General features: G+C 64.8%; 23 protein-coding genes. 15 read left to right on the top strand and 8 right to left on the bottom strand.

The window, feature by feature from the left end; genetic code table 11:
• Positions 1-1122: 1122 nt before the first annotated feature.
• The 11 genes from LDH74_RS20975 to LDH74_RS20925 all read left to right on the top strand — a co-directional run bounded on the left by LDH74_RS20975 (position 1123) and on the right by LDH74_RS20925 (position 7113).
• Positions 1123-2037 (top strand): GNAT family N-acetyltransferase, encoded by a 915-nt coding sequence (locus LDH74_RS20975; RefSeq protein ID WP_226040587.1) that lies wholly within the window; start codon positions 1123-1125, stop codon positions 2035-2037.
• A 420-nt stretch (positions 2038-2457) separates the two neighbouring features.
• Positions 2458-2844: a hypothetical protein gene (locus LDH74_RS20970; protein ID WP_226040586.1), complete on the top strand. Its 387-nt coding sequence runs from the start codon at positions 2458-2460 to the stop codon at positions 2842-2844.
• A gap of 182 nt (positions 2845-3026) precedes the next feature.
• Positions 3027-3509 carry a hypothetical protein gene (locus LDH74_RS20965; RefSeq protein ID WP_226040585.1) on the top strand — a complete coding sequence of 161 codons (483 nt, stop codon included), beginning with the start codon at positions 3027-3029 and terminating at the stop codon, positions 3507-3509.
• Between the two features lie 146 nt (positions 3510-3655).
• Positions 3656-4006 (top strand): hypothetical protein, encoded by a 351-nt coding sequence (locus LDH74_RS20960; RefSeq protein WP_226040584.1) that lies wholly within the window; start codon positions 3656-3658, stop codon positions 4004-4006.
• 47 nt (positions 4007-4053) lie between these two features.
• Positions 4054-4332, top strand: a complete 279-nt coding sequence (locus LDH74_RS20955) for a ubiquitin-like small modifier protein 1 (protein ID WP_226040583.1) — start codon at positions 4054-4056, stop codon at positions 4330-4332.
• Between the two features lie 71 nt (positions 4333-4403).
• Positions 4404-4613 carry a hypothetical protein gene (locus LDH74_RS20950; RefSeq protein WP_226040582.1) on the top strand — a complete coding sequence of 70 codons (210 nt, stop codon included), beginning with the start codon at positions 4404-4406 and terminating at the stop codon, positions 4611-4613.
• A 162-nt stretch (positions 4614-4775) separates the two neighbouring features.
• Positions 4776-5513, top strand: a complete 738-nt coding sequence (locus LDH74_RS20945) for an AzlC family ABC transporter permease (RefSeq protein WP_226042577.1) — start codon at positions 4776-4778, stop codon at positions 5511-5513.
• Complete coding sequence (locus LDH74_RS20940) at positions 5503-5823, top strand: AzlD domain-containing protein (protein ID WP_226040581.1); 321 nt, start codon at positions 5503-5505, stop codon at positions 5821-5823. The genes LDH74_RS20945 and LDH74_RS20940 overlap by 11 nt, the downstream gene beginning before the upstream one ends.
• A 59-nt stretch (positions 5824-5882) precedes the next feature.
• Entirely contained in the window at positions 5883-6143 is a 261-nt protein-coding gene (locus tag LDH74_RS20935) for a hypothetical protein (RefSeq protein ID WP_226040580.1), read from the top strand.
• Positions 6144-6554 carry a hypothetical protein gene (locus tag LDH74_RS20930; protein ID WP_226040579.1) on the top strand — a complete coding sequence of 137 codons (411 nt, stop codon included), beginning with the start codon at positions 6144-6146 and terminating at the stop codon, positions 6552-6554.
• A 106-nt stretch (positions 6555-6660) separates the two neighbouring features.
• Entirely contained in the window at positions 6661-7113 is a 453-nt protein-coding gene (locus tag LDH74_RS20925; protein WP_226040578.1) for a pyridoxamine 5'-phosphate oxidase family protein, read from the top strand.
• A 43-nt stretch (positions 7114-7156) separates the two neighbouring features.
• On the opposite strand, the gene LDH74_RS20920 is transcribed toward LDH74_RS20925, so the two are convergent.
• Entirely contained in the window at positions 7157-7306 is a 150-nt protein-coding gene (locus LDH74_RS20920) for an FmdB family zinc ribbon protein (RefSeq protein WP_226040577.1), read from the bottom strand.
• 179 nt (positions 7307-7485) lie between these two features.
• A complete protein-coding gene (locus LDH74_RS20915) occupies positions 7486-8145 on the bottom strand; it encodes a helix-turn-helix domain-containing protein (RefSeq protein WP_226040576.1) in 660 nt (219 codons plus the stop codon).
• A gap of 242 nt (positions 8146-8387) precedes the next feature.
• Between LDH74_RS20915 and LDH74_RS20910 the strand changes: the two genes are divergently transcribed.
• Positions 8388-8774, top strand: a complete 387-nt coding sequence (locus tag LDH74_RS20910; protein ID WP_226040575.1) for a helix-turn-helix domain-containing protein — start codon at positions 8388-8390, stop codon at positions 8772-8774.
• Between the two features lie 277 nt (positions 8775-9051).
• Here the strand turns inward: LDH74_RS20910 and LDH74_RS20905 are convergent, their stop codons facing one another.
• From LDH74_RS20905 to LDH74_RS20895, 3 genes are all read right to left on the bottom strand, one after another.
• On the bottom strand, positions 9052-10974 hold the full coding sequence (locus LDH74_RS20905) for an aldehyde ferredoxin oxidoreductase family protein (protein ID WP_226040574.1): 1923 nt from the start codon (positions 10972-10974) through the stop codon (positions 9052-9054).
• A gap of 266 nt (positions 10975-11240) precedes the next feature.
• A complete protein-coding gene (locus tag LDH74_RS20900; protein ID WP_098724422.1) occupies positions 11241-11426 on the bottom strand; it encodes a DUF1328 family protein in 186 nt (61 codons plus the stop codon).
• A gap of 109 nt (positions 11427-11535) precedes the next feature.
• On the bottom strand, positions 11536-13449 hold the full coding sequence (locus tag LDH74_RS20895) for a bacterio-opsin activator domain-containing protein (RefSeq protein WP_226040573.1): 1914 nt from the start codon (positions 13447-13449) through the stop codon (positions 11536-11538).
• 97 nt (positions 13450-13546) lie between these two features.
• On the opposite strand from LDH74_RS20895, the gene LDH74_RS20890 reads away from it, so the two are divergent.
• Positions 13547-13741, top strand: a complete 195-nt coding sequence (locus tag LDH74_RS20890) for an HVO_0649 family zinc finger protein (RefSeq protein WP_226040572.1) — start codon at positions 13547-13549, stop codon at positions 13739-13741.
• A 280-nt stretch (positions 13742-14021) separates the two neighbouring features.
• Entirely contained in the window at positions 14022-15098 is a 1077-nt protein-coding gene (locus LDH74_RS20885) for a hypothetical protein (RefSeq protein WP_226040571.1), read from the top strand.
• A 124-nt stretch (positions 15099-15222) separates the two neighbouring features.
• Here LDH74_RS20885 and LDH74_RS20880 read toward each other — a convergent pair whose 3' ends face one another.
• The gene (locus LDH74_RS20880; protein WP_226040570.1) at positions 15223-15786 is read right to left on the bottom strand and encodes an NUDIX hydrolase; all 564 of its coding nucleotides are present in this window, start codon (positions 15784-15786) and stop codon (positions 15223-15225) included.
• A 196-nt stretch (positions 15787-15982) separates the two neighbouring features.
• Here LDH74_RS20880 and LDH74_RS20875 point away from each other — a divergent pair, with 196 nt between their 5' ends.
• Entirely contained in the window at positions 15983-16258 is a 276-nt protein-coding gene (locus LDH74_RS20875) for a PadR family transcriptional regulator (RefSeq protein ID WP_098724428.1), read from the top strand.
• A 102-nt stretch (positions 16259-16360) separates the two neighbouring features.
• Here the strand turns inward: LDH74_RS20875 and LDH74_RS20870 are convergent, their stop codons facing one another.
• Complete coding sequence (locus tag LDH74_RS20870) at positions 16361-16609, bottom strand: hypothetical protein (RefSeq protein ID WP_226040569.1); 249 nt, start codon at positions 16607-16609, stop codon at positions 16361-16363.
• Positions 16610-16750: 141 nt separating this feature from the next.
• A complete protein-coding gene (locus tag LDH74_RS20865) occupies positions 16751-17479 on the bottom strand; it encodes a hypothetical protein (RefSeq protein ID WP_226040568.1) in 729 nt (242 codons plus the stop codon).
• Positions 17480-17494: the final 15 nt, after the last annotated feature.

Genomic DNA, 17494 nt, shown 5'->3' with positions numbered 1-17494 from the left:
GTTCGTTCATCGATCGACATCGGGTTTTGCGGTCACCGGAACGGTGGGTGTCAAAATAGCAGTCGTCGAAACTCGAGGATCCTCGCCGACGAACACAGCAGACCAGTTACCGATGATGCGGTGGCTCAACGAGTGAGCAACGGTCTGGGTCGAAACGGTATCCGATCATTCCCGTCCGAACGCTCGCGCTGCCAGATCGGGACGAGACTCGAGCCCCGAACGAACTGCGAGCCCGACGAGTAATCCAATCGTATCGCCGTCGGTCGGTCGTGGCTACGTGCCCGGGAGTAGAGCGGGACCGTCGGCGAGTCGATGAAGCCGAAAGCGAGCCGGAACGAGCGGAAATCGACTGCTCAGCTGATCGCGAACAGGTTGCTGATCGCTTACACCCCGGGTTTGCGGCCGTGAAAGTGCCAGGTTCTCGGGCACGGATACGGGAGTCCCGACTGTGTGAATGCCTCGGAGTTGGACAGTACTCGAGCGTATCTCCGGCAGTCGCGACGCCGTCTTCCGAAACCGGCAGCCGAGTGAGAGGGAGACTACCGAGTCGACTGCGTCACTACGATCCGTCCTCGAGAAGTGAAAGCGAGAACGGGTTTTCACCCGCACGAGACGGGTTCCTCGTGCTGAACCCGACCGAATACGCACCCGTAGAGGCAGGAGTCGGTAACGCCGGCTCGAGGCGAATACTCACTGCCCATCGGACGCGAACGGCCGATGGCGAGTCGGAGCAATCTCGTTCGGACGACCACGCAGCGCCCGTTCGGAGACGGACGCTCGAGCGCTCGTTCAGTTCGGTGCTCGGACGAACCGTTCCCGGTGTGAATCGATGACTCTGTTGCAGTCTCCCGTCTCGGTCGTTCGGCTGTGACTCGAGTCCAGTGACACCCACTCGCCCATCGTGGATAAATCCCATACCGCTATATCAAATTCCGCTGCTCGACCATCGCCCTCAGTCGAAGCGGCCGCGCGGCTAACGCGAGATTTGTCCGACGTGACCGGCGTGAGAAACTGTCGAAACGACTCGAGCCGACGAGCAATGGGTCGCTTCGCGGCGGGCGCTCGCGGGCAGCGATCGATACGGATCGCATACTAATACCGTCAGTCGGCGGGCTCGTCCGTATGAGCATCTACCCGACGGGCTCGTTCGAGACCGATCTCCAGCGGCGAGTGTACGAGTACGTCGAGCGGAACGGTGCCGTCACGCCGGCCGAACTGGTCCGCTCGATCGAGATCGACGGCGGTCGAGCCCACTCGAAACCCGCCCGGTCGGGGACGTACACCGAAACGGCACCGCCCGCACCGGACGAACTCCGGTCGTCCCTCGAGGCGCTGCGAGCCGACGGTTACTTGACGGAGGACGATGGGAAGCTTCGGGTCGCGCTCTCGGCCACGACCACCAGTCTCGAGTGCGAGGACGGGGTCGTCGCGATCCGACCGGCGCGCGAGGAGGACCGGGCGGGCGTCGTCGAGACGATGCGGACGGTCGTCGACGACGGGACGTACGTCGTCGCCGCAAACGTCGCGACGGAACTCGAGCGCGAGCGGGCGCTCGTCCGGGCCAACGAGGAGCGATCGCGGATCGTGTTCGTCGCAGTCCACGGGCAGGAATCGGACGGGGACGACGCCGCGGCGGACGAAGGCACCGAATCGGACACGGGTGCTGAAGCGGACGATTCCGAGGGAGAGGACGGTGACAGGCCGGACGAGGGCGCACCGATGGGGGACCGCGACGTCGTCGGCTGGCTCCACCTCGACGCTCCCGAACTCCAACCGCTTCGGCACACGGCCGAAGTGACCGTCGGAGTCGATCCCCGGTATCGGCGGCAGGGGATCGGCTCGTCGCTGCTCGAGTACGGCCTCGAGTGGGCGTCCGACGCCGGCTACCGGAAGCTCTACCAGAACCTGCCGGCGACCAACGAGGCCGCGATCGAGTTCCTCGAGGAGAACGGCTGGCAGCGCGAGGGCGAGCACGAGGGACAGTACTGTCTCGAGGGCGAGTTCGTCGACGAGATCATGCTGGCGACGTGGCCCTAGACGACGTGAAGTTCAGCGGTGTTTTGTGACAATGCCGTCGTTCAGCCGAAGACGAGTATTCGATCAATACGGATGTTTGCTGAACAGGGAATTCGGAGAGAGCTGTGAGAAACGAAGTGTCCTGCCATCGTGGCAACAGGGAATCGCCACACCCTCCCCAGCCGATTCACTCGCTCCCTGCGGTCGCTCGCTCATCCCTCGCACGACGTTGCGCCGCGGTTCGCTGTCCGCTCACCGCGGTCCAGCGCGCGCCACCGCACACGGATTGACCAGTCCGGAGCGATACGTCGCTTCCTCATCAGATCTGTCTGTCGTTCATCGGCCAGTGGAAAGCAACTATGTCGTAACTCGGATCACAGTGGTCCATCACCAATCGAATCGGGGACCACGTTCTTGCCAGTCGACTGCATACACTGTCGCATGGACGAAATCTCCCTCGGCGTACCGGAACCGGTCCTCGAGCGACTGCCGGAAGACGACGAGAGCGCGGCCGCGGACATGCAGAAGGCCGTTGCGGGCTGGGAAGAGCAACTCAATCGAGTCGTCGCGGAGGCCGACGACGAGCGCGAGGCCGCCGGAAAGGTGCTCGAGGCGATCGACCGGTTCGAGGAGCGCTACGAGACCTACGACGCGTTCGTCCCCGAACTGCGGGCGTGGGGGCAGTCGCCGATATACGCGATCGCGTGGCGGACGTTATACGCTGACGTGATCGCCCAACTGCACGAGCACGACGAACTCGGCGAGCACCTCGATCGGGAGCGAAACGCGCGGTTGGTGGCGGACGGCATTCGGTTGCAGGATCTGTAACGGCCGGCGGCAAGGCCGCCGGTCGATCCGCCAGCAGCGGAACCTATCAGTTCTATATATGGTTCTGTAGATCCCTATTGTCGACTAATACTATCCATAGAGCTGTTTCTCCTACCGTAACCGAGATATATAAAATATATTTTATAGTAACGGTTTTGTGGCTGTATTCGGGAGTGAAACGTGTGGCAACGACCGACCGGACGACGCCGGACGGGACGGACGCGATCGACCTGACTACCCGCGTGCGCCGGCGGCTCCTGCCGGCGCTCCACCGAGTCAAGGAACCCTTCGGCGGCTACGCCATCTGTCGGCAATATCCCGAGGAGTACGTCGGTATCGTCAAACGCGGGCTAGACGCGGTCCGATCGATCCTCGCGGACCTGGCGTTCGAACCGGAGCCGATCGCCTCCCTGAAGGTCCACGACGACGGGCGCCGCTCGGCGGGGAGCTGGGTCCGGCGCGAGTCGACGTTGGCACCGTGGCAACTGCACGTCACGCTGTTTCGAACCGGCGAGGGAACCGTCGAAGTGTTCGCCCATCGCGAGTACTCGTGGCGACGCCACCCGTACAAACACTATACGCAGACGGGATGGGACGGCCGCGGCGGCGTCGAACGGATGCGGGCGATACTCTCGACCCACGGCGTCCCCTTCCGAATCGAATAGGGGGCGATGAGCCGGGGAACCAACAGACCGACTCGGCGACGGGACGGACCGGTCGCCATCGCCCACGCTACGGCCAGCACCCCCACAGCGACGGCCGGCGCATACTCATCCCAAGCGTTGAAATTCCGGGCCAGACTAGAGGGAGTATGGAGTTCGCTGTCTCCCGGTCGGGGACGACGCTCGAGACGTTACACGGCGGATCCGATACGACCGCCTGCGACGAGGCAACGTCGACGCTCGCCGATACCCTCGAGTCCCTCGCGGCCGCGGGGACGATCACGGACTGGGAAATCGCCGACGCGGACGTGTACGAGCATCCGGCCGGCCCGTTCGACCCGTACACGATCACCCTCGAGTTTTCGGTGACGGTCACCGTCGAAGCCGACGACGCCGACGCGGCGACAGAGATCGGCGCGAGCGCCATCGACGACGCGCTCGCGAACGCCGACGTCGAGTCGGTCTCGTACACGTCGTCGCCGGCGGCCTCGGCCGCCTGATCCGGCCCACCGCCCGCACTTATGGCGTCCGAACACGAGTATGGGGTATGGACATCGATCTCCGATTTTTCGCCACCTTTCGGGAAGCCGTCGGCGCGAAAGAGCGAACGCGAACCGTCGACGACGACGCGACCGTCGGCGACGTGCTCACCGACCTGGAGGCCGAGTACGACGGCCTCGAGGGGCAGTTACTCGAGGACGGAGCGGTCCGGCCGCAGCTGAGCGTGCTGAAAAACGGCCGCAACGTGGTGCACATGGCGGGGGTAGACACGTCGCTGGAAGCGGGCGACGTGGTGTCGGTGTTTCCGCCGGTCGCCGGCGGGTAACAGCGTAGAGGCCGTCACGGGACGCCGAGAGTACCCGTACACTTTTTATCAATGTAGCAATAGTATCGCGCATGCTCGATGCAGTCGCCGAACTGATACTCGAGTTCGGATTCGACCGGCTCGTCGGCAGCGGCGACGACCGGACGACGGCCCAGCAGTGCTGTCTCTTCGTCGGCGTCGTGATCGTCCTGCTCGCGGTCGCCCTCGCGGTCGTCAGCGGCCCGTGGTACGGACTCGCCGCGGCTCCCGTCGGCGTCGCACTGATCGCCTATGGACGGTGAGTCGCCGATTCCCCGTGCGAAGCGCTGTCGAGAATCACGGCGTCTGCGTGCGATTTCGAGAACGCTTTACGCGTCGTTCGACTCGAGACGACCGTGACGGAAACCGACGGCAGCGGCCCGGATTCGAGTCCCGTCCCCGATCCCGACGAGTCCGCTGGCCGTCTGTCGGACGAGACGGCCGGAGAGACGCGGATCACAGCAGACGACGAGAGCGAGGCCGTGACGTTCGATCGGGAGGGGATCCGCGCCGGCTTTCTCACCTGTCTCCCGGTCGCGATCGGCGTCGGCGGCTACGGAATCGCGTTCGGGATGCTCGCCCGCCGCGCCGGACTGAGCGTTGCGGAGGCGACGCTGATGAGCGCGACCGTGCTCGCCGGTGCCGCCCAGATCGTCGCCGTCGAACTCTGGGCGGAGCCGCTCCCGGTCGCGACGATCGTCCTCGCGACGCTCGCGATCAATCTCCGATACTCGCTGATGGGTGCGGCACTGGGGCCGTGGCTCGAGCGGCTCTCGGCGGGCCGAAGCTACGGGAGCCTGCTGCTCATGGCCGACGAGAACTGGGCGCTGACGATGCGCGAACTCAAGTCCGGCAGCGGTCGCGGCGCGTTCCTCCTGGGGACCGGCATCGCGATCTGGTGTTGTTGGGTCGGGGCGACGATCGTCGGCGCGACCGCCGGCGGCGCGATCGGCGATCCGACGCGGTACGGTATCGACTTCGTCCTCGCGGCGGTCTTCGTCGCGCTCGCGGCCGAACTCTGGGAGGGGCGCTCGACGCTCGTGCCGTGGCTCGTCGCGCTCGCGACCGCCGTCCTCGCCGCGGAGTTCGTCCCGGGCCAGTGGTACATCCTGCTCGGCGGCTTCGCGGCCGCCGCGGTGGAGGTGGTCCGCTATGATCGGTGAAGGGCTATTCGCGCTCGACCCCCTCATTGTCGGGACCATCCTCGCGATGGCACTCGTGACCGCCCTCACGAAGGTCGGCGGCTTCTGGCTCCTTCAGCGGATCGACGTGAGCGAGCGACTCGAGGCCGGGCTCTCGGTCCTGCCGGGAGCGATCGTGATCGCGATCCTCGGGCCGGAGCTGGCGGCCGGCGGGCCGGCGGAGTGGGGCGCGGCCGGCGTCGTCCTGCTGGTCATGTGGCGAACGGAGAGCATCCTGCTGTCGCTGTGTGGCGGCGTCGGAGCCGTTGTGTTGCTTCGCGCACTCATCTAACGGGGCCGCCCCGGCACCGCCGAACGCGATTTTATCCGTCCGGCGGTCGAATCACGGGTATGGTAACGCATGTCGAGCGCTCCTTTCGCGGCATCTCCGAACGGCTCGTGATCCGGTATCTGACGAATCTCGGCGGCGAGCAGGTCGCCGAGGACACCGTCGTGGGCGACGACTGGACGGCGACGTTCTCGTCGGAGAGAGTCGGCATCGGCCCCTCGTTACAACTGACCGAGGTGACGATCGTCTTCGAGGGCGACGACGACACCCTCGAGCCGCTCGTCGAGCGGTTCGCACAGAAGGCGATGCGCGCGGGTGGGTGAATGGCGGGCGAACCGATCGAGGGACAGGTACTCCTGCTCACCGCCGCCAAGGCGAGCGTTCCGGGGACCCGACTGCCCGACCTGATCGAACGCGCGCAGGTCGCGCTGGGACCGAGGCTCGAGTGCTATCGCCGGAAGTACGAACGGCTGTACGCGAGCGAGGACCTCGAGATCTTTCTCGTCGACTGGGGCCACTGGAAAGAGATCGGCGGCGAGATCGGCGTGACCGACCGCGAACTGTCCGCCATCCGCCGGGCACACGAGGAGCAGTTGCTGCGGATCGGGCGGCGAACGGACCGCGAGGCCGAGTTCGAGACGACACTCGAGATCCGGGAACCGGTCGTCATCGGGACGAACGAGAACGGAACCGGTGGCGACACCGGCGGCGAACGCGAGCCACCGAGTCGATAACTCCCGTATCGGACAGGTATCGCCACCGGTGGTGCGCCGTCGATGCCCCTCGCAGTCGATGGCAACTATAAAGATCACGTTGCACCTTTAGCAACCCACCCAGACGATGGCTATCGACCAGGAGACCGAGATGACGGACGTGGAGATCGACGACTTCCTCAGTCGGCACGAGACCGGGGTGTTGTCGCTCGCACGGGCGGACGAACCCTATTCGATCCCGATCTCGTACGGCTACGACGACGGAGAGCGGGAGTTTTACATGCGAATGGTATCGACACCCGACAGCGAGAAGCGTCAGTTCCTCGAGTCCGCGCCGGAAGCGCGACTCGTCGTCTACGACGAAGCGGATTCGACCTACCGGAGCGTCATCGCCACGGGGACCCTCGAGAGCATCGAGCCGTCGGAGCTGACGCCGGACGAAATCGCCCAGTACGGGAACGCGAAGCGGCCGCTGTTCGAAATCTGGGCGGAAGGGAAGGACGCGCTGAATATCGAGCTCTACCGGCTCACGCCGACGACGCTCAACGGGCGGCGGACGGAAGTCGATCGCGAGGAGTGAGAACGGAGTCGAGTCGACGCCATCGATGGCGCAGGGTGTACGTTCAGTTCGTCTGCTGTTCTGCGACGAAATCCGCGGACGTGACCGACGCCGCACAGACCGGACAGCCGTGGGTGAGCGTGGCCTCGCGCATCGATTCGTTGACTTCGATCTCCTGCCCGCACTCCGGGCACGTGAACTCGTATCTACTCATGTCGGGGGGAAAGTCGGTGAAACGTCGGTTGTCTACCGTCTAGCACTGTATCCAGTATATATAGGGTTGCGGTTCGATGCCATCGACCCGTAGGACCCGATACGCTCATAGGGCTCGAGTCGACGGTGGCCACCACAGTCCACTCACCCTCGATCATCGATTCCCCGGATCGCGATCGATCACTCATGATCCAAAATTGCGTCCAGGAGCTTCGTCTGGGCCGCCGCGAGGTGTTCGGTGAACGTCGTCCCGGTAATCCCGAGTTCCGCGGCGACCTCGCCGGCGTTGGCCCGTTTGGGGTGTTCGAAGTAGCCCATCCGGTGGGCCGTCTCGAGGACCTCGGTCTGGCGATCGGTCAGCGTGCTTCGGTCGACGAAGACGAGGTTTCGTTCGTCGTGATCCTGCTGGGACTGCAGCAGTCGCTGGACGTCGAGATTCGCGTAGCGCTCGCGTAACTCGCCGATAATGGCCTGCAGTCCGTGCATATCCGGCGCGTGAAAGGTCAGATACAGCGACGCACCTCGCGTCCGAATGTCGATGACCGGACAGTCGTGTCGCTCGATACACTCGCAGGGGCAGCCGCTGCCGAGCGCGCGCTCGAACCGGTAGACCGTGCTCGAGCCGTACGAAAAGATCGGCGAGAGGTCCGCGTCGACGTCGAACTCGTCGGGAGAGGACTCCGCCTCGAGCATGAACTCCTCGGTCACGCGCTCGGGCGCGGCGGGGTTGGTGCTCCGCGAGACGGAGTGGACCCGACCGCCCGTCTCGGCGGAGGTCTGCGCGACGACGCAGTCGGGCGGGTCGTCGATCTTCACCTCCGCGCGTATCCCCGAAGCCATCAGTCACTGCTGGGGGTGCTGGCCTCCTAAACCCTCCGCCCACGGCCCGCGAGGTGCGCCGAATACGGTGCTCGAGCCGTGCGATAAGAGACGATTTCAGGCGTTGGATCGATCTATTTGCCATCGCGAAAAGACGGTCGATACCGACTCAAGCTGGTGATTTTCGCCACCGCATATAAAGGACCCTGTATTTAGTGGGACTCATTTGGAGGGGACGGGGTCGGTACTGTGACGTACAACAGATGTCCGCAACAAACTCCACTACCCGAAACCGAGGGTGGCAGAACGACGATGCCGTCGACCCGCAGACGGTCATCGCCGCACTGGACGACGACGACTGTCGAGCCATCCTCGAGGCGACGACCGAGGAGCCCCTCACGGCGACGGAACTCTCCGAGCAGTGTGACATTCCGATGTCGACTGCCTACCGCAAGGTCGAGATGCTGACCGAGGCCGAACTGGTCGACGAGCGAGTTCGGATCAACACCTCCGGCAAGCACGCGACCGAGTACTGCAAGAGCTTCGACAACGTGCTCGTCTCCGTCGTCGGCGGGGGGGTCGAGATCGAGATGACGAAATCGGATGGCGAGACCGACTCGAGCGCTACGTACGCCGTCGCCGACGACTGAGTCGGTCGGAACCGACATCCAGCCGACCGGACGACCCGACGCGAGTTCACGAGCGGCCGACGCGGACGGGATTCGATCCCGTCTCCGGACGGGACACGGCGAGTTCGATTTCCGCTCGCGCTTCTCATCGGTTCCGACCGGCGACGGTCATCGTCGGTCAGACCGCAGCCTCGTCTCTCTCGGAGCACCGCTCGATCACGGGTATCGTTTCACGGGAATCGATCCGCACCGATAGCGGTGAAAAACGGCGACGGAACCGACGAACGCGGGAACGGAATCAGTCGTCGCTCGAGACCGCCGCACCGGTGTCGCCGCTGACGCCGGTGCCCGGCCCGAGATCGATCCCGAGTTCGTCGAGTTTTTCGTCGGGGACGACGCCGTCGACCCAGCCGCGGTAGTCGTAGTACTCCGCTTTCATCTCGTCGAGTTCGCAGTACTCGCCCTCGCTGGCTCCCTGTCCGCGAATGCCGTCCTCGAGGAAGCGCGCGGGCAGCGAGTCGTCGGTCCCGTCGAAGCCGTTGAGGTTGTTGTAGTAGCGTTCGAGGTTGTAGACGCGTTCGCCGGCCTCGAGCAGTTCCTCCTCGCCGACGTCGCGGCCGGTCATCCCGTTGTATTGCAGGACGTACTCCTCGATTCCTTCGGCGAATGCGTTGAACTTGCAGATGTCGAAGGAGTCGCTGATGGCGTGGAGGTCCTGGAACTGAGCGGTGAGTTCCCCCTTGCCCTCGTACTCGTAGGGGTCGACCTTCTCGGGGATGCCGAGGATTTCAGCGGCGGGCGTGTAGCCCCGCAGGTGGCAGGCCCCGCGGTTCGAGGTGGCGTAGCCGATGCCCATGCCCTTCAGACAGCGCGGGTCGTAGGCCGCGATGGTCTGGCCCTTGACGGCGAGCGAGTTCTCCTCGGCGTCTTTCGCGTCGGCGACGCGCTTCGGTCCCTCCGCGAGCAAGTCGGCGAGGTCGTCCTCGCGGTGGGCGATCCGCTCGATCATGTCGATCATCGTCTCGGTGTCGCCCCACTCGAGGTCGCCTTCCTCGAGTTTGCCCTCCTCGGACATTTCCATGGCCATCGCCATCATGTTGCCCGCGTCGATAGTGTCGACACCCATGTCGTTACAGCGGTCGATCATCAGCGCGACGGCGTCGCGGTCGGTGTGCCCGGAGTTGGGGCCGAGCGCGTAGGCCGACTCGTACTCGTAGGACTCGGTGCGAACGTTCATCTCCTCGCCCTTGTGCATCTTCGTCACCTCGACTTCCTTCTTGCAGGCGACCGGACAGGAGTGACAGGTCGGCTCGTCGACGAGGATGTTCTCGCGGACGTTCTCGCCGGAGACGCGCTCGGCGTCGATGTCGGCGCCCTCCGCGTCGCGCATGGCTTCGGTCGAGGTGTAGCGGCCGTTTTTCGTCGGGAGGCCGTCCATCTCCTCGCCGATGTTCATCAGGACGTTCGTCCCGTACATCGAGAGGCCCCCCTCGTTGGGTGCGGTGACTTCCGACTCGGTGATGGCCTGCATCGCCTGCTGATGACCTTCCTTGAAGGTTTCCGAGTCGGCCGGTTTCGGCATCTTCGTCGTGGACTTGACGACGACGGCCTTGAGGTTCTTCGACCCCATTACGCAGCCCGTGCCGCCCCGACCCGAGGCCCGGTCGTCCTCGTTCATGATACAGGCGTACTTGACGCCGTTCTCGCCGCCGGGGCCGATCCCCATGATGCTCAGGTTCTTGCCGTAGGACCCCTCGACCTCTTCTTCGATCGCGTCGCGCGTGTCGTGGAACCCTTCCCCCCAGAGGTGGGAGGCGTCCCGGAGTTCGACCTCGCCGTCCTCGACGACGGCGTATACCGGCTCGTCAGCCTGCCCCTCGAAGCACAGGCCGTCGAAGCCGGCCCATTTGAGCCGAGCGCCGGACCAGCCGCCGTGGTGGCTGTCGGTGACGGTGCCGGTCAGCGGCGACTTCGTACAGACGGCGATCCGGCCGCTCATCGTGACCTGCGTGCCCGACAGCGGCCCGTTCATGAACGCGAGCAGGTTCTCGGGCCCCATCGGATCGACGTCCGGCCCCTGGTCGAAGACGTACTTTACCCCGAGTCCCCGCGCACCGATATACTTCTCCGCGTCCTCGTCGTCGATCGACTCGTACGCGATGTCCCCGTCCGAGAGATCGATGCGGGCGACCCTGTCTTGAAATCCGCCGAGTTCTGTCATGGTAAGTGCTCTCCCTTATCTACGGCGCCCAGAGTGTTAGTGATTCTCATCCTCACGTAACCGGTTTCGGTTTCACCAACGGAAGGAGGGAGACCGGATAATCGCAGGAGGGAAGCGTAATTAATTCGATCATGTCACCCGCGCAATCTGCCAAATATTGTGGACCCGTAACCGTCGACATTCACGTCTGGTATCTCGCGTACGGCCGAGTGAGCCGCGACTCACCACGAGTGCGTGGCCGTCCGAACGCCGGTCGGTGCCGACGGTCACAACAGGAGTGCGACCACCGCGAGGATGATGAAGATCAACACGAAGATCCGCGCAATCTCCATCGAGATCCCGGCGACGCCGCGGGCACCGACTGCGGCGGCAACGATCGCGAGGACGAAGAAGATGATCGCCCAGTACAGGAACCCACCACCGGTCTGAAGCGGCGTTGCGAGCGCGAGCATAGCACCGACTCCCACGACCGACCATATAAGCGTCGGCGACCGTCCACGGCCGTTCTCGAGGCTAAGCCGGAGCTACAGGTCTCGAATCGCGACTGTCACGGAATCGGTACTATGCATCGCCGAAGAACGCTCGGCACAGTTTCGCCTCGGCCGTCCGCAGGTGCTCGTGGAAGGTCGGCCGCGAGACGCCCATCGTCTGGGCGAGTTCCTCGCCCGTCGTCGGCCGGGGCCACTCGAAGTAGCCGCCGAGGTAGGCCCGCTGTAACGCGCCGAACTGGCGGTCGGTCAGCGCCGCCTCGAGTCCGGCGGCGAACTCCTCGCGGGTCTCGCCGTCGCGGTCGCGCTGCTGGAACGAGACGACGTCGGTTCCCGCGTAGCGATCCTCGACGGCTTCGACGACCGAGCGGACGTTCGCAGACCGGGGGATCTCGAGGGTGACGCGCGCTCGACCGTCCTCGCTTTCGATCGCCTGGGTGCGGGCGCCGCGCTCGGAGAGCCAGCCGACGAGGTCGTCCGCACCGGTCAGTTCGATCAGACACTCCTCGTCTCGTTCGACGATGACTCGGCAATCGATATCCGGTAGCGCCGCGGCGGCCGCGGTGAGTTCGTCCGCGCTTGCACCGGTGACGGTAAACAGTGATGCCGTCTCGTCGTCGGTCCGGTGGACCGACCGCCGGTACTCGAGCCGGCAGTCCGCTTCGGTGGAGAGGGCGACAGGCGCGAGGGCTCGATCCGTCAGGTCGAGTTCGACGGCGACGACGGCGTCAGTCTCGAGCACGCGGCTGGTCTCGCGGGCGTTGACCCCGCTCGCGACCGCACGGGCGAGCGCGGAGAGGATCACCGTTTCGCGGTCGTCGACGGTTCGATCCCGATTCGTTCGAATCGTCAGGACGCCGTACTCGATCCCGTTGTACGAGAGCGGGAACGCGGCGTGAGTCGCCCCCTCGACGGTATCGACGACCGGCTCACCCGTTTCGAGCGTTTCGACGGCGGGATGGTCACCACCCGTCTCGATGGCGTCGCGCCCGGGATCGGTCCCGGCGCTCGAGCGAACGTCGATCGCGCCGGTCGCGGGGTTGCGCTCGCCGATCCAGGCCCCGTCGTAGGCGTCTTCGGCCGCGATCCGAGCACAGACCTCGGACTCGAGCGTCGAGCGATCGGTCGAACCGGCGACGACGGCGGTGACGTCCTGAATCAGCCCCTCGACGCGATCGAGGAGGTACTCGAGTTCCGCGGTCCGCTCTTCGAGCGCGAGTTCCGCTTCCTTGCGTGCGGTGACATCGTTCTGGAAGCCGACGTAGTTAGTCACGCGGCCGTCCTCGTCTCGGACGGGGGCGATCGTCACCTCGTTCCAGAACTCGGTGCCGTCCTTGCGGTAGTTCTTCAGTTCGACGGTGATCGGCCGCTCTTCGTCGATCGCGGCCGCCATCTCGGCGATCGTCTCCTCGTCCGACTCGGGACCTTGCAGGAACCGGCAGTTCCGACCGACGACCTCGTCGAACTCGTAGCCGGTAATCGCTTCGTAGGCATCGTTGGTATAGACCAGCGGATTGTCCTCGCGGTCCGGATCGGAGATGGTGATCCCGACGGGTGCCTCCTCGATCGCGCGGTCTTTCGTCAGTCGGTCGCTCGCGTCCGCCGTCGGTTCGGCAGGGTCCGCGAGCGAGTCCTCGTCAGCGTCGCCGTGGGAGCCGACCGCGCCGCGATCGAACGTGATCGTCGCGCCGTCGGCACCGCGGTGGACCCGTGCGCCGTCACGATCCCCTTCGAGATCGACTCGGCGAGCGGTACCGACAGTCGTCTCGCCGATCGCCGCCGCGAGCCGATCCCAGCGGGTGCCGAGTGCGGTCGCCGCGTCGCGGTCGGCGTCGCCGATCCCGAAGGCGTCGCGGGCGGCGGCGTTCGCGTACGTCACCGTGCCGTCGGCGACCGCCACGACCGGATCGACCACGTGCTCGAGCGCACGCGCCGCTCCGACGGCGTCGTCGGCGGATCGACCGTGCTCCGCGTCGACATCATCCATACTCTTCCCTACGTGGTGACGACTAAGAATCGTTGTGATCGGACGACATGCCGACAGGGGCTAGAATGTTATATGCTACCACGGCATACGCTAATACATGTCAACGTACCGTTCGCCGTTCGAGCGGCTCCGGGAGAAGTACGACGAATCAGAGCTCCGCTGTCCGGCGTGTGGGTATACCGACGCCGACGGTGGATGGCGCGTGACCACCTCGGGTGGGCGGGTCCGGTATCAGTTCGTCTGTCCGGCTTGCGACGCAATCGAAACGCGGGAACTACGACTCGAGCGGTGACGGTGACGGCCGCAATCGCGCACGACCCGCACGCGGGTGGCAGCGCGAGCGGCCGTCGACGGCTTGAGAGCGCGGTGAGATTTCGGACCGACAATCGGCGGTTTCGACGCGGAATGGCAGGTAATCGACCGCTTGGAAGCCGGCAGAGTACCGGAACTGCGGGGGACCCGGACGGAAAATCGGGACGGGACGTGCAGCCGGTCACAACGACCGTTTTCTTCGATCTAATCTCGTAACAGTCTGCCCGTTTTAGCCCGAGAACGACCGTACCTCGGTTCGTATGGTTTCACGACCGCGAACGATCGGTGTCGCGTTCGTCGCGCTGTTGGTGATGCTCTCGGGGGGTCCCGCCCTCGTCGGCGCAACGACGACAGCCGCGACCGACGACGCCGACGACATGAGCGAACCGAGCGCGACACTCCAGAACGTGCAGGTCGGCACGCTGGAACTCGAGAACGTCACGATCCAGAACGCCACGATCGAGGAACTGACCGTCCAGCAGCTAGACGTGCAGGACGGCGAAGACGAACTCGAGCAACAACTGAACGAGACCCGCGAGAATCAGTCCGCCGGAAATCAATCCGCAGGGAATCAGTCCGACGAGGTGATGCTCTCGAACGTCGCCTTCGAATCGCTGGCGCTCGAGAACGTCAGCCTCGACGAACTCGGCGGTGGGAACGAGAGTATGGCCGCCAACGAGACCGGAAACGAGTCCGCAACGGGCAATGAGACTGGGAACGAATCGTCGACGGGTCTCCAGCAAGTGATCGACGAGAACGCCAGCACCGTGATGGTGCAGAACATGACGATCGAGTCTATGAACGCCGACCAGCTGACGATCGATAATCTGACCGTCGGCGAAGGCGACGATGGCGGTGGGATCCTCTCCGGCATCTCCGACGCCATCGGGGACCTGTTCGGTGGTGGCGGTGACGGCGAGAATCAGACCGCAACCGACGGGAACGAGAGCGTCCAGGAGATCGAGTCGCTGACCATCGAGCAGTTCGACGTCGGCGATATCACGTTCGAATCCATGACCGTCGGCTCCCTCGAGAGTCAGCAGGCGGGCAATGCGACGAGCGAAAACGCAACCGAAAACGAAACGACCGCAAACGAGACGGCCGCGAACGAAACGATGGCAGGCGGCAACGAGACGGCGGCAGGCGAAACCGTCTCGTCGGTTTCCGCGGGAGCGATGACGGTCGAGAACAGCTCCGTCGACACCCTCACCCTCGGCGAAACGCAGGGACTCGAGGAAGCGCTCGGACAACCGGCCGATGGTGCAGCGAACGAGACGGCAAACGAAACGAACGCGACTACGAACGAGACCGGCAACGAGACGAACGCAACGGGGTGACGATCGAGGCCGACGCATCGAACGAAACGCCATGAGGAACCGAGCGGCGTGACCGGCTCGAGCCGGTCGAACGCCGCGTTCCAACGCAGTCCGTTATTTTTGGGCAGGCCGCGATCCGGATCGATCAGTCGATACCGCGATCCGGATTGAGTAGTCGATAATACGAGACGGCGAGCACCGTCCGACCGTCGCGGATCTCGCCGGTGACCACGGCATCGATCAGTTCCTCGAGGGGGAGTTCCATCGGACGAATGCTCTCGTTGTGATCGAGTCGCTGCTCGGCGGTCGGGCGGCACCCGTCGGCGACGAAGAAGTGCAACACGGAGTCCGCGATCCCGTTGGCCGGCTCGACGGTCACCAGCGGCTCGAGTTCCGTGGCCTCGTACCCGGTCTCTTCGGCGAGTTCTCTCCGGGCCGCGGCCTCGAGACCGTCGTCATCGGGTTCGACCCCGCCGACGGGGAGTCCGCGGCTGATTCGGGAGACGGCTTGCCGCCACTCCTCGATGCAGACGACGTCGCCGTCGGGCGTGAACGGCAGGATGCAGACGCTCGGGGCGTCCGAGAGGTAATCGAACTCGGATTCCGTGCCGTCGGGGAGTTGAACGGACTCGTTAACGACATCGAACCCCGGACAGGAGTAGGCTACTCGACGCTCGCGAGTGTCCCAGGCCAGTGGATCGGTTGGCATAGCGGCCGATACGGCGGTGAACGTCAAAAACGCGGCGTCACGGCTGCGGCGTCACGCGCGGCCGACGGTGGGCTATCGGCACCGAACGTGCTCGGTCGATAGTAGTCCTACGGGCCGCATTCCGGCTCGAGCGGCGTCGTATCCGCTCTATAACAAAGCCACAGAGCGGTGAACGTCGTCACTCAGAGGGTGATCCATGGACCAGCTAACTGGCTTCCAGCGCGACCTGTTGTACGTGATCGCAGGGAAAGACCGGCCGTCCGGGCAGGAGATTCTCGACGACATCAATAACTACATCGACCAACCCGTCACACACGGTCGACTGTATCCGAACCTCGACACGCTCGTCGAGAAGGAACTCGTCGAGAAGGGCGAACTCGACCGGCGGACGAACTACTACGCGCTGACGCCGAAAGGCCGACGCGCGCTCCAGCGTCGCCAGGAGTGGGTCGACCAGTACGTCGACGTGTAACTCCGGGCGACCTCCTCTCGAGAGGTGTTCACCGATAGCGCCTCGCTTCGCGGTAGGATCGAAATGCGTTGGGAACCGGTTCGCGAACGCCTGCGACCGCCGTCACCGGGCGTCGTCGAGATCGACGACCGCCTCGAGATCCGCGGTCAGCCAGGCGTTCAGTTTCTTCGTCGTGGTGCCGTCGCGTGGGACGAGCGTACAGCGATCGTCGTCGGACTCGTATCGGACGATGACGGCGTCGAACAGTACCGCGTCGGCCTCGTCGGTGGGGGCAGCGTACTCGTGGGCAGTTCCGTCGTCGATCCCGTCGGCAGAGCCATCCATGGTAGTCCAGGCGAGCGTCGTCGCCACCGTCCCGTAGGCGCGGACGGTACAAAACGACTGCTAGGTGTCATATAGAGCGGTTGGGTCGACTGTGTACCGCTCCCGAACCGCTTTGCGAGTCGACTCCTGGTACCCACAGATGAAACGAACCGTCCGGTCGACGAATAGCTAGTCGTCACCGAAGCTGACCTGCGCGAGATCCGCCTCGAGGTCGGCGACGTGCTCGTTGAAGTCGGCGACGAACGCGGGAACGTCGCCGGCCAATCGGCGGACTTCGGGGGCCGCTGGCGGGCCGTACTGCGAGAGGAGGTAGACGCCGTCGGAGCCGCCGACACGCAGATACGAGGCGAGATCTTCTTCCCACTTCAGTTCCCACCGGGTGCCCGAAATCGTCGTCGAGTAGGTGCCGTACTCGCCGTCGTAGCGGTGGAGCTGACTCGCCATCGCGTTGCAGACGTCGCGGATGCGGTCGACGATTCGGTCCCGCTCGGCGACCAGTTCCGCCGTGGATTCCGCCTCCGGGAACTCGTCGGAGACGTCCGCGAGAATCCCCTCGAACGAGCGGACGTACTCGTTGTAGGCCGCGACGAACGCCCCGTAGTCGGCCATCGCCGTCTCGAGGGCCTCGGGTTCGGGCGGCTGCTTGCTCGAGACGACGTAGATCTCCGACCCCGATTTCGGGTCGAATCTGAGGTACTGTACGTCGCCGGCCTCGTACTTGAGCGTCCAGCTCCCGCCGTCGGTGTTGAACGTCTCCTGCCCGTAGTCACCGCCCTGGAAGACGGCGAGTTCGCGCGCGATCTCGCCGGCGTGTGTGCGAACGCGAGCCGCCAGTTCGTCCCGTCGCTCGGCTATTTCGTCCATCTCCTCGACGTCCGCCTCGAGTCCGTCGGTCATCACTCGAGGAAGGGG

This window comes from Natrinema sp. DC36 (assembly GCF_020405225.1).
In the GTDB taxonomy this organism is placed as follows: Archaea; Halobacteriota; Halobacteria; order Halobacteriales; family Natrialbaceae; genus Natrinema.
This window is presented reverse-complemented; position numbering and strand designations above follow the sequence as displayed.